Origin of the sequence: Streptomyces sp. NPDC093097 (genome assembly GCF_044754325.1) — a bacterium.
In the GTDB taxonomy this organism is placed as follows: Bacteria; Actinomycetota; Actinomycetes; order Streptomycetales; family Streptomycetaceae; genus Streptomyces.
The window spans coordinates 195,834-220,717 of record NZ_JBIVOW010000006.1 but is presented as its reverse complement, the minus strand read 5'-3'; the positions used below and the strand labels follow the sequence as shown (position 1 = coordinate 220,717).

Here is a 24,884-nt window from a genome sequence, read left to right as displayed (position 1 = left end):
ACCTCTGGAGCCGCTCCCCCATGACACCCGCACCGTCCCCCCGTTCCGGACCCGCTGCCGACCCGGCCCCGGCGGCCACCACCGCCGAGCCCGCCGTCGAACCCGTCGATTCCTTGATACTCCACGCCACTGACAACGGCGTCGCCCAGCTCACCCTCAACCGCCCGGACGCCCTCAACGCGCTCACCCGGGAGATGCGCGAACGCCTCGTCGAGGCGCTTGCCGCCGCCTCCGCCGACCCGGCCGTCCGCGCCGTGGTGCTGACCGCGACCGGCAGGGGCTTCTGCGCCGGCGCGGACCTGCGCGAGGCGCCGTCCGCCGGCGAACGGGTCGCGGGCGATGTCGCACGGATGATCCGGAACGGCGCCCAGCGGCTCATCGCCGCCGTGCTGGACTGCGAGAAACCGGTGATCGCCGCCGTCAACGGCACCGCCGCGGGGATCGGCGCGCACCTCGCGTTCGCCTGCGACCTGGTGCTGGCCGCCGAATCGGCCCGGTTCATCGAGGTGTTCGTCCGCCGCGGCCTGGTCCCGGACGGGGGCGGCGCCTACCTGCTGCCGCGGCTCATCGGCCCGCAGCGCGCCAAGGAGTTGATGTTCTTCGGCGACGCCGTGCCGGCCGCCGACGCCGCGCGCCTGGGCCTGGTCAACCGGGTCGTCCCCGACGACGCGCTGCCGGGGGCCGCCCGGGAGTGGGCCGAGCGCCTCGCCGCCGGCCCCACCCGCGCCCTCGCCCTCACCAAACAGCTGGTGAACGCCTCGCTCGACGGCGACCGCGGTACAGCGCTCGCCGCCGAGGCCGCGGCACAGGAGATCAACATGACGACGGCGGACGCCCGGGAAGGCGTCGCCTCCTTCGTCGCCCGCCGCCGGCCCACGTTCCGGGGACGGTGAACGCCGCCCCGCCGCCCCGCCGCCCCGCCGCGCCGTCGCCCCCGAGGAGGCGCGCTCCCGCCGCGCGCCCGTTCACCGCAGCGGAGTCAGCCGCCGCCCACCGGACAGACCGGCACCTCGCGGGTGTTGCGGGTGCGCACACCCGGGAGCCACCCCTCCACCCCCTGGGCCGTGCGCACGCGGTACCACCGGGTGGAGGTGATGCCCTGCTCGTCCTCCACCAGCAGGCCGTCCGTCACCACGCAGCGGGCCGCCAGCACCTCCCCGTGCCACACCCGCCCTGCGGAGTTGCCCCGCGCCGCGTACGGGCGGTGCGGATCCTCGGCCAGGCGCAGCGCGCACTCCAGGGTGTGCGGCGTACGGCAGGGCGCCTCGCTGTTGTAGACCACGAGCGGCACCGTCGCCGGCGGCCCGGCCGGCCGGACGTCCATCGCTCCCGGCCGCAACACCAGCCACCACACCCCCAGCACCACCGCCGCCACGGCCAGCCCGACCACCCCGGCGACAACGAACGGACGGCGCCGCGGCACCACGGGCCACCGGGGCGCGCCCCGGCCGCCCAGGGACGCCGGCCCCCTCGAACTGCCGCCCGCCGCAGGCTCCTTGACCCGCTCCCACAGGCCGCGGGGCGTCTCGATCTCCTCGTCGGCCGCCCGCAGCTTCGCGCGCAGCAGCCCCTCGGTCCCGCCGTGCCCGCCGTCCCGCGACCCCGTATCCACCGTGCCGCTCACCTCCCGGCCTGCCCGTGCTCCGATTCAACGAGGTACGCGCGCAGCCTGTCCAGGGCACGGGCCCGGTGGCGGGCGGCGGTACCGCGGTGCACCTTCATGATCTTCGCGGCCTGGTCGATCGTGTACCCGTCCAGATCGACCAGGATCACGATCCCCGCCTGCCGGTGGGACAGCCGCCCCAGCAGCCGCACCGCCTCCCACTCCGCATGCCGGCGCGCCACTCCGCCGTCCCACTCCCCGCTGCCGCTCCCGCGCCCCGGCCCGTCCACCGGCGCCGCATCCGCCACTTCCTCCACCAGCACCTGTCGCCGCTCCTTGCGGTGCGCGTCCCGGGCGACGCTGAGGACGGCGGTGAAGGCGTAGGCGTACGGCTCCGGGTGGGCGAGGAAGCGCTGGGGGCGGGCGGCGAGTTTGAGGTATGCCTCGTGGACCACGTCCTCCGCGGACTGCCGGGTGCCGGCCAGCATCACGGCCCGCCGGTAGAGCCGCGGCAGCAGCCCGCAGAAGACCTCGTCGAAGGTCTCCGGCCCGCCGGCGCCGGCCCGTGGGGGCCCGGGCGCACCGGAGCGGCCCGGGCGCCGTACGGCGTCGGCGCGCCCGGCGGATCGGGCGCCCGGCGGCCCGGCGGCCGACCGGGAGGGTGGTGGTGTCGTATCGGCCATACCGGAAACACTCCCCCGTGCTTGGCTACGGCGCGACCGAGGCGGAAGGTACCCGAGCGCTCGGCAGCCAATCAGGAACGCGCCCCCCAATCTCCCCCGTGCTACCGCGCGCCGGCGCGGAATTCGCCGGCAAACCACCCGCCAGGGTGGCGCACCGCCCTTCCGATCTGACGGACCATCAGATTCAATGGAGCCATGATGGGACACGCCGGAATGGCGGCCACGGCCATCCGCTACCTCCGCGCCGCAGGCGCCCCCACCACCGCCGCGCCCGCGCCCGCGACCGCCGCCTGCGCCGCGGCGCCCCACCCCCCGCTGCGCGCCGTCCGCGACGACGAGCGCGCCCCCTTGGATCCGGGCCGGTTCCGCGCCGTGCTGGGCCACTTCGCCAGCGGCGTCACCGTCGTCACCGCCCCCGGGGAGGCGGGCCCGGCCGGCTTCGCCTGCCAGTCCTTCACCTCGCTCTCCCTGGACCCGCCCCTGGTGGCGTTCATGGTGGGCCGCACCTCGACGACCTGGCCGCGGCTCGCGCAGGCCGGCGTGTTCTGCGTCAACGTCCTGGGCGCCGAACAGGGCGCGCTGTGCCGGGCGTTCGCGGTCAGCGGCGCCGACAAGTTCGCCGGCGTCCGGCACACCCCGGCCCCGGCGAGCGGCTCCCCCCGCCTCGCCGACGTCCCCGCCTGGATCGACTGCACGATCCACGCCGTCCACACCGGCGGCGACCACCTGATCGTCGTCGGCCGCGTCGAGGCCCTGGGCACCGACCCGGCGGCCGCCGCCCGCGGCCCGCTCCTCTTCCACCGGGGCGCGTTCGGACGGCTCGGCCAGTAGGCCGCTCGGTCCGTACCCGCGCTCTACGAGACGTCCGAGCGGCCCCGGCGAGGCGCGGCCACCGGCCACCGGCCGGTCCGCCGCAGGGAGCGGAGGGCCGCCCCTCCGCCTACTCCCCGAACACCAGCACCGCCCGCGCCACCCGCCCGTGGTGCGCGTCGTCCGCCGCCTTGGCGAAGTCCTCGACCCCGTACCTCGCGGTCACCAACTCGTCCAGCAGCAGCCGCCCTTCGCGGTACAGCCGGGCGTACAGGGCGATGTCCCGTTGGGGGCGGGAGGAGCCGTAGCGGCACCCGAGGACGGACTTGTCCAGGTACAAGGAGGAGACCAGGAAGGACGCCTCGGCGGTGGCCGGCGGAACGCCCAGCAGCACCGCCTGCCCGTGCCGGTCCAGCAGGTCGATCGCCTGCCGGATCAGCCGGGTGCTGCCCACGCACTCGAAGGTGTGGTCGGCACCGGTCGGCAGGATCTCCTTGACCGCCTTGACGGCGTCCGGCACCGCCGAGGCGTCCACGAAGTGCGTCGCCCCGAACCGCCGGGCCATCGCCTCCCTCGCGGGGTTGGCGTCCACCGCGACGATCACCGAGGCGCCCGCGATCCGCGCGCCCTGGAGGACGTTGAGGCCGATCCCGCCGGCCCCGATCACCACCACCGACTCGCCGCGGTCCACCCGCGCCCGGTTCAGCACCGCCCCCACACCGGTCAGCACCCCGCACCCGATCAGCGCGGCCGAGGTCAGCGGCACCTCCCGCGGGATCTTCACCGCCTGCACCGCCTTGACGACCGTACGCTCCGCGAACGCCGAGTTGGAGGCGAAGTTGAACAGCCGCGCCCCGGCCCGCCGGAACGGCTTCCCCGGCATCCCGATCGCCTTGCGGCACATCGTCGGCCGCCCCCGGTCGCACTCGGCGCACGCCCCGCAGTTCGCCAGCGTCGACAGCGCCACATGGTCCCCGGGCACCACGTGCTCCACGCCCGCCCCGACGGCCTCGACCACCCCCGCGCCCTCATGCCCCAGCACCACCGGCACCGGGAACGGAATCGTCCCGTCGATCACCGACAGATCGCTGTGGCACAACCCGGCCGCCCGGACCCCCACCAGCACCTCGCCCGGCCCCGGGTCCCGCACCTCCAGATCGTCCACGACCCGGGCCTGCTCGCCGTCGTATATGACACCCTTCACCGTCGCTCCACTCTGGGCAGGCCGAGCACCCGCTCGGCGATGATGTTGCGCTGGATCTCGTCCGAGCCGCCGTAGAGGGTGTCGGCCCGGGTGAACAGGAACAGCCGTTGTCCCGCGTCGAGTTCGTACGGCGCGGCGGCGGACCACGCGGCGGGGCCCACCGCGGCGGCCGCGCCCCGCACCGCCATCGCCAGCTCCCCGAGCCGCCGGTGCCAGCCGCCCCACAGCAGCTTCGCCACGCTCGGCGCCCCCGCGTCCCCGCCCGCCGCCGCGAGCGTCCGCAGCGCGTTCCACCGCATGACCCGCAACGCGGCCCACTGCGCCACGAGTTGGTCGCGCAGCACCGGATCGCGGATCGCCCCGCCGCGCACCGCCTCCCCCACCACCTCGCCCAGCTCCGCGGCGAACCCGATCTGCCGGACGAGCGTGGACACCCCGCGCTCCAGGGCCAGCAGCCCCATCGCCACCCGCCACCCCTGGCCCGCGCCACCCACCACATGCGCGGCGCACGCCACCGCCCCGTCGAAGAACACCTCGTTGAACTCCGCGGTCCCCGACATCTGCCGGATCGGCCGCACCTCGATCCGCCCCGGCTGGTCCATCGGCACCAGCAGGAACGACAGCCCCCGATGCCGCCGCTCCGTCGGATCGGTCCGCGCCAGCACGAAGCACCAATCGGCCTCCGCTGCCGACGAGGTCCACACCTTCTGCCCGCTGATCCGGTACCGGGCCCCGTCCCGGACCGCGACCGTCCGCAGCCCCGCCAGGTCCGACCCCGCCTCCGGCTCGCTGTAGCCCTGGCACCACAGCTCCTCACCCCGCGCCACGGCCGGCAGGAACCGCCTGCGCTGCGCCTCGTCCCCGTAGGCGAGCAGCGTCGGCGCCAGCAGGTTCTCCCCGATGTGCCCCACCCGCCCCGGCGCCCCCGCCCGCGCGTACTCCTCGGCCCACACCACCTGCTGCGTCAGCGACCCGGCCCGGTTCCCGTACCCCCCGTGCCGCCGGTCCCACCCCAGCCCGATCCACCCCCCGCCCCCCAACTCCCGCTCCCAGGCCCGCCGCACCCCCACCCCGAGATGCTCGCTCCCGGGCCCGCCCACCGCTCCCCACGCGGCGAACTCCCCCACGAGATGCCCCGCAAGCCACTCCCGCGCCTCCCCCCGAAACGCCTCATCCGCCTCATCAAAATCGAACTCCACCCGAGCCCTCCCTCTCACATCGCCCCCAACTCACCCGTCCCCACCCCCACAACGGGAGGGGACGGGCCGGAGGGGGCGGTGTGTCGGACGTAAGGCGAAGCAGTCCGGCACACCGCCCCCGCAGGCCCGTCACCGCACCCGACAGCCGCGCGGCGCCACCGCGCCGCAGGCGCAACAAGCAACACCCCCACGGCGGGAGAGCCGAAAACGCGCGAGGCCCCTCACGTCGCATTCGGCCGCTCCGCGGCCCTCGCCGCCCGCGCCATCTCCTCCAACTGCGCCAGCATCGGCATGGGATCGACCCCCACCCGCTCCGGCACCACCTCGGCGACGCGCTCCGGCGTCCACCCCTCGCCCTCGTCGGCGTACACCGAACGCAGCTCCGCCGGCTGGGCCCACACCGCGATCTTCGGCCCCGCCACCGTGTACACCTGGCCGGTCACCCCGTCGTCCCGCGCCCGCTCGCTCAGCAGGTAGACCACGAACGCCGCGACGTCCTCCGGCTCCCCGATCTCCTTCAGCTCCATCGGCACGTTGGCCGACATCCGGGTCCGGGCGACCGGGGCCACCGCGTTGGCGGTCACCCCGTACTTGTGCAGGCCCAGCGCCGCACTGCGCACCAGCGAGATGATCCCGCCCTTCGCCGAGGCGTAGTTGGCCTGGGCGACACTGCCCTGGTGGTTGCCGCTGGTGAAGCCGATCAGCGTGCCGGACTTCTGCCGGCGCATCACGGCCGCGGCGGCGCGGAACACCGTGAAGGTGCCCTTGAGGTGGGTGGCGACAACCGGGTCCCACTCCTCCTCGGACATGTTGAAGAGCATCCGCTCCCGCAGGATGCCGGCCACGCACACCACGCCGTCGATCCGCCCGTACGCGGCGAGCGCGGTGTCCACGACGCGCTGGCCGCCGGCCATCGTCGAGACGTCGTCGACGACCGCGACGGCGGTGCCGCCGGCCGCCTCGATCTCCGCGACCACCGCCTCGGCGACCGCGCTGCCGGGCCCGCTGCCCTCGATGGAGACGCCGTAGTCGTTGACCACCACCCGCGCGCCCTCGGCGGCCGCCGCCAGGGCGACGGCCCGCCCGATGCCGCGGCCGGCCCCGGTGACGGCGACCACCTTGCCGGCCAAGAAGTTCCCCATGCCGCGCCCCTTCCCACCATTTCTGACGGACCGTTAGATTTTTGAGCAGACGCCGGGCGAGCACAAGACCCCGCACACCGCCCCGTTCGCCCTCGGCCACCGGCCGCGGCCCGCCACCCCTCCCGACGCCAAGGAGCCCTCCATGCCGCTGCCGCAGGAGTTCCACGACATCGCCCGGCGCGTGAACAACTGGGGACGCTGGGGCCCGGACGACGAGCTCGGCACCCTGAACCTGATCACCCCGGACGTGGTGCGCGCCGCCGTCGCGACCGTGCGCAGCGGCCGCCGCGTCCCGCTCGCGCTGCCGCTCCGGGCGGACGGCGTGCAGACCGGGGCGATACCGGGGCGGGTCAATCCGCTGCACACCATGGTCGCCATCAACCACGAGTTCTTCGGCCCGGACACCGTCGCCACCTCCGACGACACCGTCACCATGGGCCTCCAGGCCGCCACCCACTGGGACGGCCTGCCGCATGTCTCGCACTCCGGGCGGCTCTACAACGGCCGACCTGCGGACACCGTCACCGCACACCGCGGCGCCACCGCGGCCGGTATCGAGAAGGTCGCCCCGGTCGTCTCCCGCGGGGTGCTGCTCGACGTGGCCCGGGCCCGCGGCACCGACCGGCTGCCGGCCGGGCACCCGGTCACGCCGGAAGACCTGGACGCTGCCGAGGAGTTGGCCGGGACGGCGGTCCGCCCGGGCGATATCGTCCTGGTCCGTACCGGGCACCTGACGCACTACCTGGCCGGCGACCGGGAGGCGTACGCGTTCCCCTCCCCCGGGCTGTCGCTGCGCACACCGGAGTGGTTCCACGCCCGCGGGGCGGCGGCGGTCGCCAACGACACCCTGACCTTCGAGGTCTTCCCGCCGGAGATCGAGGACCTGTGGATGCCGGTGCACGCCCTCCACCTGGTCGAGATGGGCATGCTCCAGGGCCAGAACTGGAATCTGGAGGAGCTGTCGGCGGTCTGCGCGGAGGAGGGCCGCTATGCCTTCCTGCTGTCCGCGATGGCCGAGCCGTTCGTCGGCGGGACCGGCGCTCCGGTCGCACCGGTGGCGGTGCTGTGAGGTCCGACCCGGCGCCCCGGCCAGCCCAGTGGCGGCGCACGCGCTGCGCGCCCCGAGCACGGCACCGCGGACCGCCACCTGGCTCCGGGCCACGATCCGCACTCGTCAAGGCCGCGGGCCATCGGTCCGGCGCAACGGACGGTCGGTCCGGGGCGACGGCACCCGGGCCCGGCCCCCCGGCCCCGTCCTGGCCCACCGCACACACGGCGTGCCGGCCCGCTGCGGCCTTGGCATCCCCTCACGGCGCATCGCTCCCCCAGCGTGATCACCAGGGCAGGCCGCGTCAACGCCTGGTCTGGACTAATTCGGCGCCAGGCGAACCGATTCGGCGAACCGATTCAGCGGGCTATGCCCGATGTGTCGCGGCGCACTGCGGGTCGTACGCCCCCAGATCCGCGCCGGCCGCCAGCAACAGCGACTGCCCGCGGTCCACTTCGCACCAGATCCGCTTGCCGGCGCCCTCCGGCTGCCAGCCCCAGCGGTCCGCGAGACCGTCGACCAGCTCCAGGCCGCGGCCGTTGGTGTCGTCGCCGTCCGCGTGCCGGGGCCGCGGCGGACGGGCGCTGGTGTCCACCACCTCGACCCGTACGGTGCCCACCACCGCTCCGCTGCCCGAGAAGCACATCCGCACCCGGGCCGCCGAACCCGTGTGCACCACCGCGTTGGTGACCAACTCGGAGATCAGCAGGATCAGCGTCTCGGCGAGCGGTTCGTCCGCCCCTATGCCCGACCCCGCGAGCCGCGACCTGGCCCACCGCCGGGCCCGCCCCACTTCCGCGGGGTCGGGCCGCACTTCCAACTGCACCTGAAGCACCTGCACCGCTCACACCATCCGAACCGGCGGAAACATCGCCTCGCGCCTCCACGGAGTCACAGTGCGTGACTCCCGGAAAGCACAGCATGGTTGACGTTCAGTCACCGCAACAACCGCTTCGGGCATATTCCAGCGCAAGGGAGTATGCGTGCGGCATACTGTGCGACGCACAGCGCGGGGAGTCGAACATGGGGGGTCGTCGGGGCCTTGCCCGAGGCGAGCGGCGCGCAGTCGGCAGCTCGGGGCCGTCCGTCGGACAGCACCGCAACCATGGCGCCACAGAACCACTCGCACCCCACGGAGCGTACCCGAGCGCGCCACCGACTCCCCCCTGTGACGAGTCACGCATAGGACACAACACGATATCGACACTGCGTGACCATTTCTGCGTACAGGGTCCGATATTTCGCGCACGGGCTGCCCGAGTCTGACACTCCGCCCCTGCGACGCTCCGTGATCATCGGCGGGTGCGGGCACGCTCCGTCACCCCGTCAGCGCGTCCGCCAGGCGCTCCTCCGCCTCGCGTGCGCGGCCCCACATCTCGGCCCGCAGCCAGGCCCGCTTCAGATGCAGATGGACATCGGCCTCCCAGGTGAAGCCGATCCCGCCGTGCACCTGGAGGCAGTCCCGGGCGTTGTGCGCCGCGGCCTCGTCGGCCAGCAGCTTGGCGCCCGTGATGTCGAGGGCGTCGCCGGTGACGGCCGCCGCGTAGACCGCGGCCCGGGCCAGTTCGGCGCGGACCAGCATCCCGGCGCACAGGTGCTTGACCGCCTGGAAGGAGCCGATGGCCGCACCGAACTGGGTGCGCCGGCGGGCGTGGTCGACGGCCAGCTCGACCGTGCGGGCCGCGCTGCCCACCTGCTGGGCGGCGGTCAGCAGGGCCGCCTCCCGGCGCAGCCGGGGCACGTCCAGGCCGGTGAGCGGGGCGGTGCGGGGCCGGCCGGTGACGCGGGCCAGCGGGGTGAGCGGGTCGACGGAGGCGAGCGGGACGCAAGTGACCTCGGCGGGCGCGCTGTGGTACGCCGGGCCGTCCCCCGCCTCCAGGAAGACCAACGCATCGCAGTCGGCGGGGTGTTCCCCGTACACCGGGTCGGTCGCGGCATCGCACAGGACGACGATCCGTTCGCCGCCGGCCACCCCGTCCACCGCCCCCGCCAGCAGCTGCCCGGCCACCAGCGGCCCCGGCAGCAGCGCCCGGCCGGCCTCCTCCAGGACCAGTACGGCCTCCGGCAGCCCCAGCCCGACGCCGCCGTCCGCCTCCGGGAGCCGCAGCGCGAAGAACCCGGCGTCGGCCAGCTCCCGCCACAGCCCGCGGTCCAGCGCCGGGTCGTCGACGGCCGCGCGCAGCCGGTCCCGGCCGAAGCGGCCGGCCAGGAGTTCCCGGGTGCCGTCGCGCAACGCCCGTTGGTCCGCGGTGAGTCGGAAGTCCATCGGGTCGCTCACCGTCCCTTGGGCAGGCCGAGGATCCGCTCGGCGACGATGTTCCGCTGGATCTGCGAGGTGCCCGCGGCGATGGTGTACGCCAGGGCGGCCAGCCGGTCGGCGACCCAGGGGTGGCCGGCGTCCAGCGCCTGCCCGCCGAGCACCTCGGCCGCCGCGTCGTAGAGCTCCTGGCGGGCGTGCGAGTAGCGCAGTTTGAACACCGAGCCGCCGATGCCGGGGACGCCGCCGGTGCGCCCCTCGGTACGTCCCGGGGAGGCCGCGCCCGCCTCGCTGACGTTCCACTGGGTGAGCCGCCACAGCGCGGTGAACTCCGCGTTCAGCCGGCCCAGCCGGCGGCGCAGCACCGCGTCGTCCCAGCGGCCGCCGGCCCGGGCGGCGCGGGCGAGTTCGGCGAGCACCCGGCGGCAGGCCACCACCTCCCCGACGAAGGCGGTGCCGCGCTCGAAGGAGAGCGTCACCATCGTCACCCGCCAGCCGTCGTGCTCGGCGCCGACGCGGTGCGAGACCGGGACCCGGACCTCGTCGAGGAAGACCTCCGCGAACTCCGTGGAGCCGGCCAGCGTCCGCAGCGGTCGCACGGTCACCCCGGGGGCGTCCATCGGCAGCGCCAGCCAGCTGATGCCGCGGTGCCGGGGGGCGTCGGGGTCGGTGCGGACGAGCAGTTCGCACCAGTCGGCGACCTCGGCGTGCGAGGTCCAGACCTTGGCGCCGGTCACGACGTAGTCGTCGCCGTCGCGGACCGCCCGGGTGCGCAGCGCGGCCAGGTCGGAGCCGGCGTCCGGTTCGCTGAAGCCCTGGCACCAGACCTCCTCGCCGCGCAGGATCGGCGGCAGCCAGCGGGCGCGCTGGGCCGCGGTGCCCTCGACGGCGATGGTGGGGCCGGCGTGCAGCAGCCCGACGAAGTTGGCGCCGACATAGGGGGCGCCGGCCTTCTCGGTCTCCTCCAGGAAGATCAGGTGCTGGGTGGGGGTGGCCCCCCGGCCGCCGGCGTCGCGGGGCCAGTGCAGTCCGGCGTACCCGGCGTCGTACAGCATCCGCTGCCAGGCCGTGTCGTAGGCCCGCCGGCCGGGCCAGTCGGTGGCGGCGGGCTTCGGCGGCAGCTTCGGCAGCACCTCGGCGAGCCAGGTCCGCAGCCGGGCCCGGAAGGCTTCCTCCTCCTCGGTGCAGGCGAGGTCCACTAGCGCCGCCGCGCCGGGAGCCGGGGCGCGCAGCGGTGCGCCGGCTCGCTCGCCTGGCCGTCGCCGCCGGTGGTGCGCGGCGGCTGCGTCGGGTTCACCATCGTCTCCCCTCGCCGGTGTCGGTCGGGTCGCACACACGTAACTGATGCACCGTCAGATGCCAGGCTAGCCCCGCCCCCATGGACCGACAAGGCGTCGGTCCTTACTCTCGGAGGCAGATGTGACGAACCGTCAACTTGCGTGCGGGGAGAGGCTCATGACCGGCAGCACCCTGTGGGACCTGGTCGTCTGGCGCGCCGAGCGCACCCCCGGGGCCACCGCCCTCATCCAGGGCGCGGAGGCCGCGCGGGACGAGCGCCGGATCACCTTCGGCGCGCTGCGCGAGCGCGCCGAACGGGTCGCCGCCGGACTGTCCGCGCGCGGCGTCCTCCCCGGCGGCCGGGTGGTCTGGCAGCTGCCCACCCGCATCGAGACGGTGCTGGTCAGCCTGGCACTGGCCCGGCTCGGCGCGGTGCAGAGCCCGGTCCTGCCGGGCTACCGCGGCCACGAGCTCGGCCAGGTGCTGCGCCGCACCCGCGCCGCCTTCGTCCTCGTACCCGGCCGCCACCGCGGCGTCGACCACAGCGCGACGGCCCGCCGCCTGGCCCGGGAGCTGCCCGCGCCGCCGGCCGTCATCGAGGCGTACGCGCCCCTGCCGGACGGCGATCCGGCCACCCTGCCCGCACCGCCCACCGACCCCGACGCGGCCCGCTGGATCTACTGGACCTCCGGGACCACCGCCGCCCCGCGCGGCGTGCTGCACACCGACCGCAGCCTGCGCACCGCCGGCGGCCACCTGGCCGCCGCGCTCCGTCTGACCGCCTCCGACGTCGGCTCGATGGCCTTCCCGTACGCCCATGTCGCCGGCCCCGACTACACCGTCATGCTGCTCCTGCTCGGCATCCCCGCCGTCCTGCTGGAGCACTTCGCGCTACCCGCCGCGCTCGCCCCCTACCGCCGCCACCGGGTCACCGTGGCCGGCGGCTCCACCGCCTTCTACACCCTCTTCCTCGCCGAGCAGCGCAAACTGCCCCCGGGGCAACGGCTGTTGGCGGACCTGCGGCTGCTGGCCGGGGGCGGCGCTCCCAAGCCGCCCGCGCTGTACCACGAGGTGGTGGGTGAGCTCGGCTGCCAGCTCACCCATGGCTATGCCCTGACCGAGGCCCCGATGGTCACCATGGGCGATCCGCACGACCGCGCCGAGCTGCTGGCCACCACCGACGGCCGCCCGCCCGCCGGGACGGAGATCAGCATCGCGCCGGGGACCGGGGAGATCCTGCTGCGCGGCCCGGTCGTCTGCCGCGGCTACCTGGACGAACCCGCCCCGTTCGACGCCGACGGCTTCCTCCGCACCGGCGACCTCGGCCGCCTCACCCCCACCGGGCACCTCGTGGTCACCGGCCGCCTGAAGGACATCATCATCCGCAAGGGCGAGAACGTCTCCGCCCGGGAGGTCGAGGACCTCCTCTACCGCCACCCGGACATCGCGGACGCGGCCGTCATCGGGCTACCGGACGCCGCGCGCGGGGAGTTGGTCTGCGCCGTCGTCGAACAGCCGCCGGGAGCAGCGGCGTTGACGCTCGACGCGGTCACCGCCCATCTGCTCACCCAAGGACTCGCCCGCCACAAGCTGCCGGAGCGGCTGGAGGTGCTGCCGGCGCTGCCGCGCGGCGCGACCCTGCGCAAGGTGCTCAAGCAGGAGCTGCGGGAGCGCTTCGGCGGTACGGAGCGCGCCGCGGACGCTGCCGATCCCGCGTCTGCCTAGGGCGTGTCGTCAAACTGGCGCCTGCCGTGCGGCGTCTGGCACGCCCTAATGCCGCGGCACTAGCTGGGGCGGTAGGCGCTGCTCGCCTGGGCGTACAGCCGGTCCACCTCGGAGCGGCCGGTGTCCGGGCCGAGGACCAGGACGAGGTGGTAGCGGCCGTTGTGGACCATCGCGAGATTGCGGGCGTAGACCTGGCGGCCGCCGCCGTCCTTCCAGGTGAAGGTGCCCTCGGCCATCGCCGTCTGCCCGACGTCGATCCGCCGCAGCCCGGAGGCCGACGACCAGTCGGAGGCGCGGAACGCGGCCAGCTCGGGCTCCTTGCCCTGCTGGTACGCCATCGGGTCGGTGCCGAACGTCGCGGTGGTGTCGCGGCCGGGCACCACCAGCAGCTCGAAGCCCCCGCCGGTGTAGCGCACCCGGCCGTGGCCGGCATCGGCGCGGCGCTGCCAGCCCTTGCGCACCGCTGTCTGGAATCCCAGGGGGTCGGTGCGGAGCGCGAAGCCGGGGGCGACCGTGCCGGGGGCGGTGGTCTGCGGTTCGCCGGGGCCCGGCGTGCGGCCGGCGCCCTTGCCGTCGGCGCCGCCGTCCCGGCCGGACGAGGGGGTGGGGCTGCTGCCGGGGGCGGCGCCCGCGGCGCCCGAGAGGCCGGCGCCGGACGGCCCGCCCACCGCGTCCGCCCCGGACTTCGGCAGGAACACCATGGCGTAGGCGATCCCGGCCACCATCAGCAGCAGGACCGCGGCCAGCAGCGCCAGGCCGAGGGTGCGCGGCGCGCGCGGCCGCCGCCCGGCGCGCGACCGCTGCGGCACGGGACCGACGCCGACCTGGCCCAGCAGCTCCGCCGGCTCCTGCGCCGCACTGGCCGAACGCCCGCCGGAGCGGGGCGACTTCGCCGTACGGGACGCGAGGGAGGACCGCTCGGCGGCCCGGGGCGTCGGGGGCGCGGCCGCCGAACGGTCCGCGGGCACCGAACGGTCGGCGGGCGCGGTGCGCGGCCGTGTGCGGCGGGCCCGAAGGCCCTTCGGCCGGCCCTGGCGGACCAGTTCGCCCCGGCGCCGGAGGATCGGCAGCCGCCGCGGATCGGCCGGCCCGGCCGGCGCGGGCAGGGTCACCAGCCGGCGGCCCAGGTCCGGCTCCGGCGCCGTCCGCACCAGCGCCCGCAGCCGGTCGTGCAGCTCCTTGGTGCCCGGCCGCGCGGCGGGGTCCCGGTCCAGCAGCTCCGCGATGACCGGCCGCAGCACCCCGCCCTCCGTGGCCTCGGCGGGCGGCTGCGCCCGCACCAGCCGGACCAGCTCGGCGGCGCTCTCCTCCGGGAACGGCGCCCGGCCCTGCACCGCACGGAACAGCAGGGCGCCCACCGCCCACAGGTCGGCGGCCGGCCCCGCCGCCCCGGCGCCGCCCTCGTCGTCCGCCGGCCCGGCCTGCTCCGGCGCCCAGCGCTCGGTGACCGCGCCGACCATCTGGAGCCGCGCCTGCCGGGCCCGCTCGGCGGCCCGCCCGGTCAGCCCCGCCCCGGATTCCCCGCCGGCGCCCGCGGCCTTCCCTGCCTCCCCGGCAGCCTGCTTGACCAGCGAGACCGCCGCCGCGGCCGGCTCCCCGGGCACCGGGTCGTACCCGCACAGCGCCTCCTGGGCCGCGCCCGCCGCCAGCCCCGTCAGCACCGCCCGGCCGTCGTCGCAGACCAGGACCGTGCCGGCGGTGATGTTGCGGTGGCTCCAGCCGTGCGCATGCAGCACGCGCAGCGCGGCGAGCAGATCGGCGGCGAGCTCCACGGCCCGGTGCGGGCCCAGCGTCCGCCCGGCGAGCAGCGCGGACAGCGGGCGGGCGGGGAGGAACTCGCCGACGATCCACAGGCTGCCGTCCTGCGCGAAGACGTCGAAGACCTGGTCGAACAGCGGGTGGTCGGGCAGCTGGGCGGCGGCCGTCGCGGCCTCAAGGGCGCGCCGGACGACCGGATCCCCAGGAGCGCGGTCGGCGCCGGCCGGGGCGCCCGCCGCGCGGCCACCGCCGTACCCCTCCGCCGCACGCCCCTGCGCCGCACCCTCGTCGGCCTCCAGCACCTCGGCGTCCACCACCTCGGGCAGCGGCACCTGACGGATCGCCACGGCCTGTTCGCTGTAGGTGTCGAACGCCCGGATCACGCCGCCGTGACCGGTGGAGTCGTCGTCGTGGGGGGTCTCGTCGCCGGAGGGGCGCGCCAGCAGGCGATAGCGCTCGGCGAGCATGCGCCCCTGCCGACCGAACGGGAGCGCTCCCCTGCGGTGCTGGTCCACGACGCGCCTCCCCTCAGCGTGCGCCGCCCCGTCACGGAACGGATGCGGACGGGCGGTGGACTTCTCACGATACGGGGCGGCACCGACAGTTGGGCCCGCCGGCCCGCTCCGCGCGCAGGTCTGCGTCGGCGGCGGCCGGGGCACCGCCGCGCGGTCAGTCCTTGACGGTGAAGGTCCGGAAGGCGGTGTCGCGGAGCGTCCGGCACTCCTCGTCGTCCCAGGCGTCCGCCTTGCAGGAGATCATGATGGCGAAGCCGTGGTCGTCGTCGGCGCGGAAGCCGCGGTTGAGGACCCGTACGTCCTGGCCGTGCTGCCGGCGGGTGAACGACCAGTCCGCGACGGTCGGGTAGTCGCGCCAGTCCACGGCCTTGATGCCGAGCAGGTGGTAGGAGTCGCTGGAGCCTGCCACGCTGGGCTCCTGGCTGCGCCAGGCCGCCGCGGCGTCGTTGCCCGGCGAGCCGTTGAAGTCGACCTGGATGCGCGGGAAGCCGCCGGAGGCGCTGTAGATGCCGCCGGAGTTCTGCCCGGCGGTGGCGGTCTGCTTGAAGCCCTCGGGCATCGCCATCCGGAAGTGGAACCCGCCGTTGGCGACCTCCACATAGCCGTCCGGGAGCCCCGCCCCGTCCTTCTTCCCGTCCTTGCCTCCGGCGCCGTCCTTGCCACCGGCGCCGGGCTTGCCGTCCTGGCCGCCGGGCTTCTGGCCGCCCGGCGTGTCCGGGCCGCCCGTACCGGAGTCGTGGCTGGAGGCGGCCGACTGGGTCGCGGGCCGGCTCGCCGCCGGCCGGCCGCCCTTCTGGGCGGCGTCGTCGACGCCACCGCTGCTGAACACCAGGGCCAGCAGCGTCCCGAGGACGACGACGAGCACGACCGCACCGATGATCAACGTGCGGCGCGGGACGACATCGGTCACCGAGGCACGCGGCGGGGCGGGACGGCCGTCGCCGTCGCCGGGTCTGGACTCCGACCGCGCCGCGGCGGCCGCGTTCCGCACGGACGTCAGGGCGGCGCGCACGCGCTCCTTGGCGACGTCGGATCCGCCGCGCGCCGACGGGCCGCCGGCACCGGCCCGGCCGTCGGCCGGCTGCGCCGCGGCGGGCCCCTGGGCGGGCTTCCGCGCCGGCTTCGCCGCCGGCCCGCCCGGACCGCCGCCCTTTCGCGCCGCGTCCGGCGCCTTCTGCGCCGCGCCCGCCGCCGCACCGGTCTTCCCGGCGGCGGCCCCGGCCGCCGGCCTCGCCTTCGGCTTCTTCGGCTTGGCCGCGCCCCTGACGGGCTTGGCCGGCCTGGCGTCGGACCGCGGCGCGGGATCGGCCGGCGCGGTCGGCAGCGCCATCGCCCGGGTCGCGTCCGCCGGCGGCTCCGGCTTGCGCTCCGGGGCGTGGATGACCTCCAGCAGCATGGCCCGCGCCGCCGCCTCGTCCAGCCGCCCCGCCGGGTCCTTCACCAGCAGGCCGTAGATGACGTCCTCCAGCGGCCCGGCGCTCTTGGGCGGCTCGACGGGCTCGGTCATCACCGCGGTGAGGGTGGCGATCGCCGACCCCTTGTCGTACGGCGGGGAGCCCTCGACGCAGGCGTACAGCAGACCGCCCAGGGACCACAGGTCGGCGGGCGGGCCGGGCTTGTGGCCGCGGGCCCGCTCCGGCGAGATGTACGAGGGCGCGCCGACGAGCATGCCGGTCGAGGTCACGGACGGGTCGCCCTCGACCTGGGCGATGCCGAAGTCGGTGAGCACGACCCGGCCGTCGTCGGAGATCAGGACGTTGGACGGCTTCACGTCGCGGTGCAGGATGCCCTGGCCGTGGGCGGCGCGCAGGACGTCGAGCACCGCCAGGCCGACCTCGGCGGCGCGGCGCGGCTCCAGCGCGCCGTCGTCGCGGATCACCTCGGCCAGCGAGCGGCCCTCGACCAGCTCCATCACGATCCACGGCCGGTCGTCCTCGTCGACCACGTCGAAGACCGTCACCGCGCCGTTGTTGCGGATCCGGGCGATCGCCTTGGCCTCGCGCAGGGTGCGGGTGATCAGGCGGCGCTTCTCGTCCTCCTCGACCCCGCCGGGAAAGCGCAGCTCCTTGACCGCGACCGTGCGGCCCAGGACCTCGTCGCCGGCCCGCCAGACGGTGCCCATCCCGCCCCGGCCGAGAACATCGGCGAGCCGGTACCGGCCGGCGAGCAGCCTGCCCTCCTTGCCGTCCATCTCGACCTCGTCGCCCACTGAATCCCCTCTGCAATCCAGCCGAGTTGGCAGCCTCGATTCTCCATCGATCACCAAACTGGCCCAACTCGGACAACCCACCCTGGCAGAGCCTTCATTCTCTCTCATCCACGGCCGTGCGAAAGGCCCGGGTGGGTTCGGGAGGCCGTCACACACCCGTCATGATGGCCCCGACGACGGGAGTTCTTTTTGCCCATCCGCCCGCCCCGCCCGGCCGCGCCGGGCACGTCGCGCACCGCCGCGCGGACCGGCCTGGCCGCCCTGGCCACCCTGGTTCTGACGGCGAGTTCGAGCACGCTGCCCGCCTCCGTTCCGGTCGCCGGGACGCACCGGCCGCCGGCCACGACGGCGGCCGCGCTGCACCGCCTGGTCGCCGACGGCGCGCCCGGCGCGGCCTCGCTGGTCACCCGGGACGGCCGCCTGGCCGCATCGCGGTTCGCCGCGGCCGGTGTCGCCGATCTGCGCAGCGGCCGGAAGATCGGTCGCCTGGACCACTTCCGGGCGGGCAGCCTCACCAAAACTCTCGTCGCGACGGTGGTCCTGCAACTCGTCGGGGAGGGCCGCCTGTCGCTGGACGACCGCGTCGCGGACCGTCTGCCGCCCGGGGTGCCGCTCTCCGGCGCGGGCGGCGCGAACGATCTGCGCCGGGTGACGGTCCACCAACTGCTGGACCATACGAGTGGCCTGTTCAACTACACCGACGACCCCCGCCTCGCCGCCCGGCTGTCCGGCGCCGGCTTCCCGGCCCACCGCTACGACCGGTACACCCCGGCCACGCTCCTGCGGACCGCCCTCGCCCACCGCCCGACCGCCGCCCCCGGCACCGCCTTCGCCTACTCCAACACCAACTACCTGCTCCTCGGCCTGGCCATCCGGGCCGTCACCGGGCACCCGTACGCCGAGGAGCTGCGCCGCCGCATCCTGGCCCCGTTCGGGCTGCGCGGCACCTCGTTCCCCGGCAACAGCCCGGCGCTGCCCGCCCCGCACGGGCGCGGCTACTCCCGGATCGACGGCCACCAGGTGGACAGCACCGCCTTCGACCCCAGCCGGGCCGGCGCCGCCGGCGAGATGATCACCACACTCGGCGACCTCAACCGGTTCTTCGCCGCGCTGCTGGGCGGCAGACTCCTGGCGCCCCGCCAGATGACCCAACTGCGCAGCGAGAAGGCCACCGGCGGCACGTACGGCCTGGGCCTCTACGCCACCCGGCTGCCCTGCGGGATGACGGTCTGGGGCCACAACGGCGACATCAACGGCTCCTACGCGCAGACCGCCGGCACCGCCGACGGCCGCCACCTGGTCAGCTACCGGGTCAACACCGACGCCCCGGCCGGCCGGACCGACGGCACCGCCGTCCTGGCCGCCGAGTTCTGCCCGCCCCGCACGGACCGGACCCGCCGGTCCTGACGGCCGCGGACGCCGGGCGGCGCCTACGACAGCGGCACGATGTCCGGCGCCCCCAGCCGGGCCGCATCCGCCGTCAGGTCGTCGGGCTGGCGCTGCGATTCGCGCTCCGCCTCCACCCGCTTCTCGTAGTGCGCGATCTCCTTCTCGATCTGCGCGCTGTCCCAGCCCAGGGCCGGGGCCATCAGCTCGGCCGCCTCCCGGGCGCTGCGGGTGCCGCGGTCGAAGGTCTCGATGGAGATCCGGGTGCGCCGGGTCAGCACGTCGTCGAGGTGCCGGGCGCCCTCGTGCGTGCAGGCGTAGACGACCTCGGCGCGCAGGTAGTCGTCGGCGCCGGCGAGCGGCCGGCCCAGCGAGGGATCGGCCACCACCAGCTCCAACAGCTCCTCGGTCAGCGAGCCGTAACGGTTCAACAGATGCTCTATCCGGGCCACGTGCAGACCGGTGCGGGCCGCGATCTTGGCCCGCGCGTTCCACAGCGCCGGGTAGCCCTCCGCGCCGGCCAGCGGCACGTCCTCGGTGACGCACGCGGCGACCCGGGCGTCGAGCCCGTGCACCGCCTCGTCCACCGCGTCCTTGGCCATCACCCGGTACGTGGTGTACTTGCCGCCCGCGACGACCACCAGACCGGGCACCGGGTGGGCGACGGTGTGCTCCCGCGACAGCTTGCTGGTCGCGTCCGACTCGCCGGCCAGCAGCGGCCGCAGCCCGGCGTAGACGCCCTGCACGTCGTCCCGGGTCAGCGGGGTCGCCAGGACCGTGTTCACATGCTCCAGCAGGTAGTCGATATCGGCGCTGGAGGCCGCCGGATGCGCCTTGTCCAGGTCCCAGTCGGTGTCCGTGGTGCCGATGATCCAGTGCCGTCCCCAGGGGATGACGAAGAGCACGCTCTTCTCCGTGCGCAGGATCAGCCCGGTCGTGGAGTGGATCCGGTCCTTGGGGACGACCAGGTGGATGCCCTTGGAGGCGCGGACGTGGAACTGGCCGCGCTCCCCGATCAGCGCCTGGGTGTCGTCGGTCCACACGCCCGTCGCGTTGACGATCTGCCGGGCCCGGATCTCGTGCTCCGCACCGCTCTCGACGTCCTGCACCCGCGCGCCGACCACCCGCTCGCCCTCGCGCAGGAAACCCACCACCCGCGCCCGGTTGGCGACCCGCGCCCCGTAGGCGGCCGCGGTCCGCACCAGGGTGGCGACGTAGCGCGCGTCGTCCATCTGCGCGTCGTAGTACTGCAACGCGCCGACCAGCACGTCCTTCTTCAGGCAGGGCGCCACCTGCAGCGCCCGGCGGTGCGAGAGGTGGCGGTGGACGGGCAGCCCGCGGCCGTGTCCCGACGAGACCGACATCGCGTCGTAGAGCGCCACGCCGGAGCCGGCGTACCAGCGCTCCCAGCCCTTGTGCTGGAGCGGATAGAGGAACGGGACCGGCTTGACCAGATGGGGCGCCAGCCGCTGGATCAGCAGTCCGCGCTCCTTCAGCGCCTCCCGCACCAGCGCGAAGTCCAGCATCTCCAGATACCGCAGGCCGCCGTGGATGAGCTTGCTCGACCGGCTGGAGGTGCCCGACGCCCAGTCACGGGCCTCGACCAGCCCGGTGTCCAGCCCGCGGGTCGCGGCGTCCAGGGCCGTTCCGGCGCCGACGACCCCGGCGCCGACCACCAGGACGTCCAGTTCCCGCTCCGCCATCTGGGTGAGTGCCTTGGCGCGCTGCGCCGGTCCGAGTGTCGCTGTCTTCACCACTGCCTCCCACTGTGATTCGGAAGCCGGACCCCCGTCCGTCGATTGTGTCCGCACCGGGTTCCGGCCACCACCGTCCGCGCGTGGCGGCAACACCCGGGCACCTTGATCCACCAATACCCATTCTGGGTCAAATATCCGCTTAGTCTATTTATGGCCTTGGGGTAGCCGGTGCTGCCACCCGGCGATCCGGGCGCCAGAAGGCCACCGCGCAGGGCCCTGACACACCACCGCTCGGGAAGGACGGCCGCAGCATGCCCACGGATCTCGCCGTCATCGGACTCGGCCACCTGGGTCTCCCCCTCGCCCAGGCCGCCACCGCCGCCGGCCTGGCCACCCTCGGCTACGACCCCGATCCCCGCGCCGCCGCCCTGGCCGGCACCGGCGGCCCGCTCTCCGCCGCCGAGATCCGCCGGCTGCTCGCCGCCGGCTTCCGCACCACCACCGACCCCACCGCCCTGGGCCGGGTCCGCACCGCCGTCCTCTGCGCCCCCACCCCGCTCGGCGAGGACCGCGCCCCGGACCTGACCGCGCTCGCCGACGCCGCCCGCACCCTCGCCGCCCGGCTGCGCCCGCACACCACCGTCATCCTGGAATCACCCGGCCACCCGGGCACCACCGAGGACTTCCTGCGCCCGCTCCTGGAAGCCGGCTCCGGCCTCACCGCCGGCCGCGACTTCCACCTCGCCTGCTCCCCCGCCCGCCACGACCCCGGCAACCGCGGCCACCACTACCGCAACACCCCCAAGGTCATCGGCGGCCTCACCCCCGCCTGCACCGAGGCCGCCGCCGCCTTCTACGGCCGCCTCACCGACAAGGTCGTCCGCGCCCGCGGCCCCCGCGAGGCCGAGACCGCGGGCCTCCTGGAGACCAACTACCGGCACATCAACATCGCGTTGATGAACGAGATGGCGGTCTACTGCCACGAGATCGGCGTCGATCTGTGGGACGTCATCCGCTGCGCCGAGACCAAACCGTTCGGCTTCCAGTCCTTCCGCCCCGGCCCCGGCGTCGGCGGCCACGCCGCCCCCCTCGCCCCCAACCACCCCACCGCCCACGGCAGTTCGGCCGGGACACCGCTGCGGATGGTGGAACTCGCCCAGGAGATCAACGGCCGGATGCCGGCCTATGTCATCCAGCGCTGCACCACCCTGCTCAACGAGCACGGCAAGTCCGCCCGCGGCGCCCGCATCCTGCTGCTCGGCGTCACCTACAAGCCCGACCTCGCCGACCTCGCCAGCACCCCCGCCCGCGAAGTCGCCGCCCGGCTGCGCCGGCTGGGCGCCCACCTCAGCTACCACGACCCGCACGTCCCCCGGTGGGACGTCGCCGGCCGCCCCGTCCCCCGCGCCGACTCCCTCTACGAGGCTGCTGCCGCCGCCGACCTGACGGTCCTGCTCCAGCCGCACCGCACGTACGACCTCCAGGGCCTGGCGGTCAAGGCCCAGCTCCTCCTGGACACCCGCGGCGCCACCCCCACGGGCGCCGCCCACCGCCTGTAACGCGAAAGCCCGGCCGCGCCGAAGCACGACCGGGCGCCACTCGGGGAGTTACCGCCCCGGCGCGACGGTGACCTCCACCCGCTGGAACTCCTTCAGCTCGGAGTACCCCGTGGTGGCCATCGCCCGGCGCAGCGCGCCGAAGAAGTTCATCGTCCCGTCCGGCGTGGTCGACGGGCCGCAGAGGATCTCCTCCGTCGTGCCGACCGCACCGAGGTCGACGCGCTTGCCGCGCGGCACGTCCTCGTGGACCGCCTCCATGCCCCAGTGGTGGCCGCGGCCCGGCGCGTCCGTCGCCCGCGCCAGCGGCGAGCCCATCATCACCGCGTCCGCGCCGCAGGCGATCGCCTTGGGCAGGTCGCCGGAGTAGCCCACGCCGCCGTCGGCGATCACGTGCACATAGCGGCCGCCGGACTCGTCCATGTAGTCCCGGCGGGCGGCGGCGACATCGGCCACCGCGGTCGCCATCGGCACCTGGATGCCGAGCACGTTGCGGGTGGTGTGCGCGGCGCCGCCGCCGAAGCCGACCAGCACGCCGGCCGCGCCGGTCCGCATCAGGTGCAGCGCCGCGGTGTACGTCGCACAACCGCCGACGATCACCGGCACGTCCAGCTCGTAGATGAACTGCTTGAGGTTCAGCGGCTCGGCGGCGCTGGAGACGTGCTCGGCGGAGACCGTCGTCCCGCGGATCACGAAGATGTCCACACCGGCGTCCACGACCGCCTTGGAGAACTGCGCGGTGCGCTGCGGGGAGAGCGCCGCGGCGGTGACCACACCGGCGTCGCGCACCTCCTTGATCCGCTGCCCGATCAGCTCCTCCTTGATCGGCGCGGCGTAGATCTCCTGGAGCCGCTTGGTGGCGGTGGCGCCGTCCAGCTCCGCGATCTCCGCCAGCAGCGGCTCCGGGTCCTCGTAACGGGTCCACAGCCCTTCGAGGTTGAGCACCCCGAGGCCGCCCAGCTCGCCGATCCGGATCGCGGTCTGCGGCGAGACCACCGAGTCCATCGGGGCCGCCAGGAACGGCAGCTCGAAGCGGTAGGCGTCGATCTGCCAGGCGATCGAGACCTCCTTCGGGTCGCGGGTGCGCCGACTGGGTACCACGGCGATGTCGTCGAACGCGTATGCCCGGCGGCCGCGCTTGCCGCGCCCGATCTCGATCTCAGTCACTGGTTCTGCCTTCCTACGGATACGCCCCCAGTATCCCCGACGGGGAAGACTGGGGGCGCATCCGACCGTCTCTCCGCCTAAGAGAGCCGCGTCAGCTACGGGCGTAGTTGGGGGCCTCGGTGATCATCTGGACGTCGTGCGGGTGGCTCTCCTTCAGGCCCGCGGCGGTGATCCGCACGAAGTGGCCCTTCTCCTTGAGCTCGGGGATGTCGGCGGAGCCGACGTAGCCCATGGAGGCGCGCAGACCGCCGACGAGCTGGTGCGCGACCGAGGACAGCGGGCCGCGGTAGGGCACCTGGCCCTCGATGCCCTCCGGCACCAGCTTGTCCTCGGAGAGGACGTTGTCCTGGAAGTAGCGGTCCTTGGAGTACGACCGGCCCTGGCCGCGCGACTGCATCGCGCCCAGCGAGCCCATGCCCCGGTAGGACTTGAACTGCTTGCCGTTGACGAAGACCATCTCGCCCGGCGACTCCGCACAGCCGGCCAGCAGCGAGCCCAGCATGACGGTGTCCGCACCGGCCGCGATCGCCTTGGCGATGTCGCCGGAGTACTGCAGACCGCCGTCGCCGATCAGCGGCACGCCCGCCGCGTGGCACGCCTTCGCGGCCTCGTAGATCGCGGTGACCTGCGGGACGCCGATACCGGCGACCACCCGGGTGGTGCAGATCGAGCCGGGGCCGACGCCGACCTTCACACCGTCCACGCCCGCGTCGATCAGCGCCTGGGCGCCGTCCCGGGTGGCGACGTTGCCGCCGACCACATCGACGTTGATGTTGGACTTGACCTTGGCGATCATGTCGAGGATGCCGCGGCTGTGGCCGTGCGCACTGTCGATGACCAGGAAGTCCGCACCGGCCTCGACCAGCGCCTGGGCCCGGTCGTACGCCGCGTCGCCGACGCCCACCGCGGCACCGACGATCAGTCGGCCCTCGGCGTCCTTGGCGGCGTTGGGGTACTTCTCCGCCTTCACGAAGTCCTTGACCGTGATCAGGCCCTTGAGTACGCCCGCGTCGTCGACCAGCGGCAGCTTCTCGATCTTGTGGCGGCGCAGCAGCTCGATGGCGTCCTCGCCGGAGATGCCGACCTTGCCGGTGACCAGCGGCATCGGCGTCATGACCTCGCGGACCTGGCGGCTGCGGTCCATCTCGAAGGCCATGTCGCGGTTGGTCACGATGCCCAGCAGCTTGCCCACGGCGTCGGTGACCGGCACCCCGCTGATCCGGAACTTGGCGCACAGCGCGTCCGCCTCGGTCAGCGGCGCGTCCGGCCGGACCGTGATCGGGTCGGTGACCATGCCGGACTCGGAGCGCTTGACCAGGTCGACCTGGTTGGCCTGGTCCTCGATCGACAGGTTGCGGTGCAGCACGCCCGCGCCACCCTGCCGCGCCATGGCGATCGCCATCCGCGCCTCGGTGACCTTGTCCATCGCGGCCGAGAGCAGCGGGATGTTCACCTGGACGTTCCGCGAGACGCGGGACGCGGTGCTCACGGCGTTGGGCAGCACCTCCGACGCGCCGGGCAGCAGCAGCACGTCGTCGTATGTCAGCCCGAGCATGGCGAATTTGGCGGGCATACCCTCGACGTTGTCACTCATGACACCTTCCCCAATGCTCTTGCCTCAGCGCGGACACCCATGCTAACGGCCTT

At 74.7% G+C, this 24,884-nt stretch carries 19 protein-coding genes; 6 read left to right on the top strand and 13 right to left on the bottom strand.

The window, feature by feature from the left end:
* Positions 1-20: 20 nt before the first annotated feature.
* Complete coding sequence (locus ACIQE0_RS13310; protein ID WP_402331249.1) at positions 21-893, top strand: enoyl-CoA hydratase/isomerase family protein; 873 nt, start codon at positions 21-23, stop codon at positions 891-893.
* A gap of 86 nt (positions 894-979) precedes the next feature.
* Here ACIQE0_RS13310 and ACIQE0_RS13305 read toward each other — a convergent pair whose 3' ends face one another.
* Complete coding sequence (locus ACIQE0_RS13305; protein WP_366329867.1) at positions 980-1,612, bottom strand: hypothetical protein; 633 nt, start codon at positions 1,610-1,612, stop codon at positions 980-982.
* A gap of 8 nt (positions 1,613-1,620) precedes the next feature.
* Positions 1,621-2,286, bottom strand: a complete 666-nt coding sequence (locus ACIQE0_RS13300) for an RNA polymerase sigma factor (protein WP_366329866.1) — start codon at positions 2,284-2,286, stop codon at positions 1,621-1,623.
* A 195-nt stretch (positions 2,287-2,481) separates the two neighbouring features.
* On the opposite strand from ACIQE0_RS13300, the gene ACIQE0_RS13295 reads away from it, so the two are divergent.
* Positions 2,482-3,117, top strand: coding sequence for a flavin reductase family protein (locus tag ACIQE0_RS13295; RefSeq protein WP_402331247.1), 636 nt, complete (start codon positions 2,482-2,484; stop codon positions 3,115-3,117).
* A 109-nt stretch (positions 3,118-3,226) separates the two neighbouring features.
* Here the strand turns inward: ACIQE0_RS13295 and ACIQE0_RS13290 are convergent, their stop codons facing one another.
* The 3 genes from ACIQE0_RS13290 to ACIQE0_RS13280 all read right to left on the bottom strand — a co-directional run bounded on the left by ACIQE0_RS13290 (position 3,227) and on the right by ACIQE0_RS13280 (position 6,641).
* Complete coding sequence (locus ACIQE0_RS13290; protein ID WP_402331245.1) at positions 3,227-4,300, bottom strand: Zn-dependent alcohol dehydrogenase; 1,074 nt, start codon at positions 4,298-4,300, stop codon at positions 3,227-3,229.
* The gene (locus ACIQE0_RS13285) at positions 4,297-5,499 is read right to left on the bottom strand and encodes an acyl-CoA dehydrogenase family protein (RefSeq protein WP_402331243.1); all 1,203 of its coding nucleotides are present in this window, start codon (positions 5,497-5,499) and stop codon (positions 4,297-4,299) included. Before ACIQE0_RS13285 ends, ACIQE0_RS13290 begins: the two co-directional genes overlap by 4 nt.
* A gap of 221 nt (positions 5,500-5,720) precedes the next feature.
* Positions 5,721-6,641 carry an SDR family oxidoreductase gene (locus tag ACIQE0_RS13280; RefSeq protein ID WP_402331241.1) on the bottom strand — a complete coding sequence of 307 codons (921 nt, stop codon included), beginning with the start codon at positions 6,639-6,641 and terminating at the stop codon, positions 5,721-5,723.
* Between the two features lie 142 nt (positions 6,642-6,783).
* Here ACIQE0_RS13280 and ACIQE0_RS13275 point away from each other — a divergent pair, with 142 nt between their 5' ends.
* Positions 6,784-7,710, top strand: coding sequence for a cyclase family protein (locus ACIQE0_RS13275; protein WP_402331239.1), 927 nt, complete (start codon positions 6,784-6,786; stop codon positions 7,708-7,710).
* A gap of 346 nt (positions 7,711-8,056) precedes the next feature.
* Here the strand turns inward: ACIQE0_RS13275 and ACIQE0_RS13270 are convergent, their stop codons facing one another.
* From ACIQE0_RS13270 to ACIQE0_RS13260, 3 genes are all read right to left on the bottom strand, one after another.
* The gene (locus ACIQE0_RS13270) at positions 8,057-8,530 is read right to left on the bottom strand and encodes an ATP-binding protein (RefSeq protein WP_384101812.1); all 474 of its coding nucleotides are present in this window, start codon (positions 8,528-8,530) and stop codon (positions 8,057-8,059) included.
* 477 nt (positions 8,531-9,007) lie between these two features.
* On the bottom strand, positions 9,008-9,955 hold the full coding sequence (locus tag ACIQE0_RS13265) for an acyl-CoA dehydrogenase family protein (RefSeq protein WP_402331560.1): 948 nt from the start codon (positions 9,953-9,955) through the stop codon (positions 9,008-9,010).
* A gap of 8 nt (positions 9,956-9,963) precedes the next feature.
* Positions 9,964-11,145 (bottom strand): acyl-CoA dehydrogenase family protein, encoded by a 1,182-nt coding sequence (locus tag ACIQE0_RS13260; protein ID WP_402331237.1) that lies wholly within the window; start codon positions 11,143-11,145, stop codon positions 9,964-9,966.
* A gap of 256 nt (positions 11,146-11,401) precedes the next feature.
* Here ACIQE0_RS13260 and ACIQE0_RS13255 point away from each other — a divergent pair, with 256 nt between their 5' ends.
* On the top strand, positions 11,402-12,949 hold the full coding sequence (locus ACIQE0_RS13255) for a class I adenylate-forming enzyme family protein (RefSeq protein WP_402331235.1): 1,548 nt from the start codon (positions 11,402-11,404) through the stop codon (positions 12,947-12,949).
* Positions 12,950-13,008: 59 nt separating this feature from the next.
* Here ACIQE0_RS13255 and ACIQE0_RS13250 read toward each other — a convergent pair whose 3' ends face one another.
* The gene (locus ACIQE0_RS13250; RefSeq protein ID WP_402331557.1) at positions 13,009-15,174 is read right to left on the bottom strand and encodes a hypothetical protein; all 2,166 of its coding nucleotides are present in this window, start codon (positions 15,172-15,174) and stop codon (positions 13,009-13,011) included.
* 202 nt (positions 15,175-15,376) lie between these two features.
* Complete coding sequence (locus tag ACIQE0_RS13245; RefSeq protein ID WP_366329857.1) at positions 15,377-17,431, bottom strand: serine/threonine-protein kinase; 2,055 nt, start codon at positions 17,429-17,431, stop codon at positions 15,377-15,379.
* A 189-nt stretch (positions 17,432-17,620) separates the two neighbouring features.
* Between ACIQE0_RS13245 and ACIQE0_RS13240 the strand changes: the two genes are divergently transcribed.
* The gene (locus ACIQE0_RS13240; RefSeq protein WP_402331232.1) at positions 17,621-18,838 is read left to right on the top strand and encodes a serine hydrolase domain-containing protein; all 1,218 of its coding nucleotides are present in this window, start codon (positions 17,621-17,623) and stop codon (positions 18,836-18,838) included.
* 23 nt (positions 18,839-18,861) lie between these two features.
* On the opposite strand, the gene ACIQE0_RS13235 is transcribed toward ACIQE0_RS13240, so the two are convergent.
* Positions 18,862-20,571, bottom strand: coding sequence for a glycerol-3-phosphate dehydrogenase/oxidase (locus tag ACIQE0_RS13235; RefSeq protein WP_402331231.1), 1,710 nt, complete (start codon positions 20,569-20,571; stop codon positions 18,862-18,864).
* Positions 20,572-20,825: 254 nt separating this feature from the next.
* Here ACIQE0_RS13235 and ACIQE0_RS13230 point away from each other — a divergent pair, with 254 nt between their 5' ends.
* Positions 20,826-22,073: a nucleotide sugar dehydrogenase gene (locus ACIQE0_RS13230; protein ID WP_402331229.1), complete on the top strand. Its 1,248-nt coding sequence runs from the start codon at positions 20,826-20,828 to the stop codon at positions 22,071-22,073.
* A 48-nt stretch (positions 22,074-22,121) separates the two neighbouring features.
* Here ACIQE0_RS13230 and ACIQE0_RS13225 read toward each other — a convergent pair whose 3' ends face one another.
* Together ACIQE0_RS13225 and guaB are read right to left on the bottom strand one after the other, a co-directional pair.
* Complete coding sequence (locus ACIQE0_RS13225) at positions 22,122-23,237, bottom strand: GuaB3 family IMP dehydrogenase-related protein (protein WP_366329853.1); 1,116 nt, start codon at positions 23,235-23,237, stop codon at positions 22,122-22,124.
* Positions 23,238-23,328: 91 nt separating this feature from the next.
* Positions 23,329-24,831 carry an IMP dehydrogenase gene (gene guaB, locus ACIQE0_RS13220; RefSeq protein ID WP_366329852.1) on the bottom strand — a complete coding sequence of 501 codons (1,503 nt, stop codon included), beginning with the start codon at positions 24,829-24,831 and terminating at the stop codon, positions 23,329-23,331.
* Between the last annotated feature and the right edge of the window lie 53 nt (positions 24,832-24,884).

What these genes read in the sequence shown, in the direction of transcription:
- ACIQE0_RS13310 (WP_402331249.1), top strand. Translation starts at nt 21, where the DNA reads ATGACACCCGCACCGTCCCCCCGTTCCGGACCCGCTGCCGACCCGGCC.
- ACIQE0_RS13300 (WP_366329866.1), bottom strand. Translation starts at nt 2,286, where the DNA reads ATGGCCGATACGACACCACCACCCTCCCGGTCGGCCGCCGGGCCGCCG.
- ACIQE0_RS13295 (WP_402331247.1), top strand. Translation starts at nt 2,482, where the DNA reads ATGATGGGACACGCCGGAATGGCGGCCACGGCCATCCGCTACCTCCGC.
- ACIQE0_RS13280 (WP_402331241.1), bottom strand. Translation starts at nt 6,641, where the DNA reads ATGGGGAACTTCTTGGCCGGCAAGGTGGTCGCCGTCACCGGGGCCGGC.
- ACIQE0_RS13275 (WP_402331239.1), top strand. Translation starts at nt 6,784, where the DNA reads ATGCCGCTGCCGCAGGAGTTCCACGACATCGCCCGGCGCGTGAACAAC.
- ACIQE0_RS13265 (WP_402331560.1), bottom strand. Translation starts at nt 9,955, where the DNA reads ATGGACTTCCGACTCACCGCGGACCAACGGGCGTTGCGCGACGGCACC.
- ACIQE0_RS13255 (WP_402331235.1), top strand. Translation starts at nt 11,402, where the DNA reads ATGACCGGCAGCACCCTGTGGGACCTGGTCGTCTGGCGCGCCGAGCGC.
- ACIQE0_RS13250 (WP_402331557.1), bottom strand. Translation starts at nt 15,174, where the DNA reads ATGCTCGCCGAGCGCTATCGCCTGCTGGCGCGCCCCTCCGGCGACGAG.
- ACIQE0_RS13230 (WP_402331229.1), top strand. Translation starts at nt 20,826, where the DNA reads ATGCCCACGGATCTCGCCGTCATCGGACTCGGCCACCTGGGTCTCCCC.
- guaB (WP_366329852.1), bottom strand. Translation starts at nt 24,831, where the DNA reads ATGAGTGACAACGTCGAGGGTATGCCCGCCAAATTCGCCATGCTCGGG.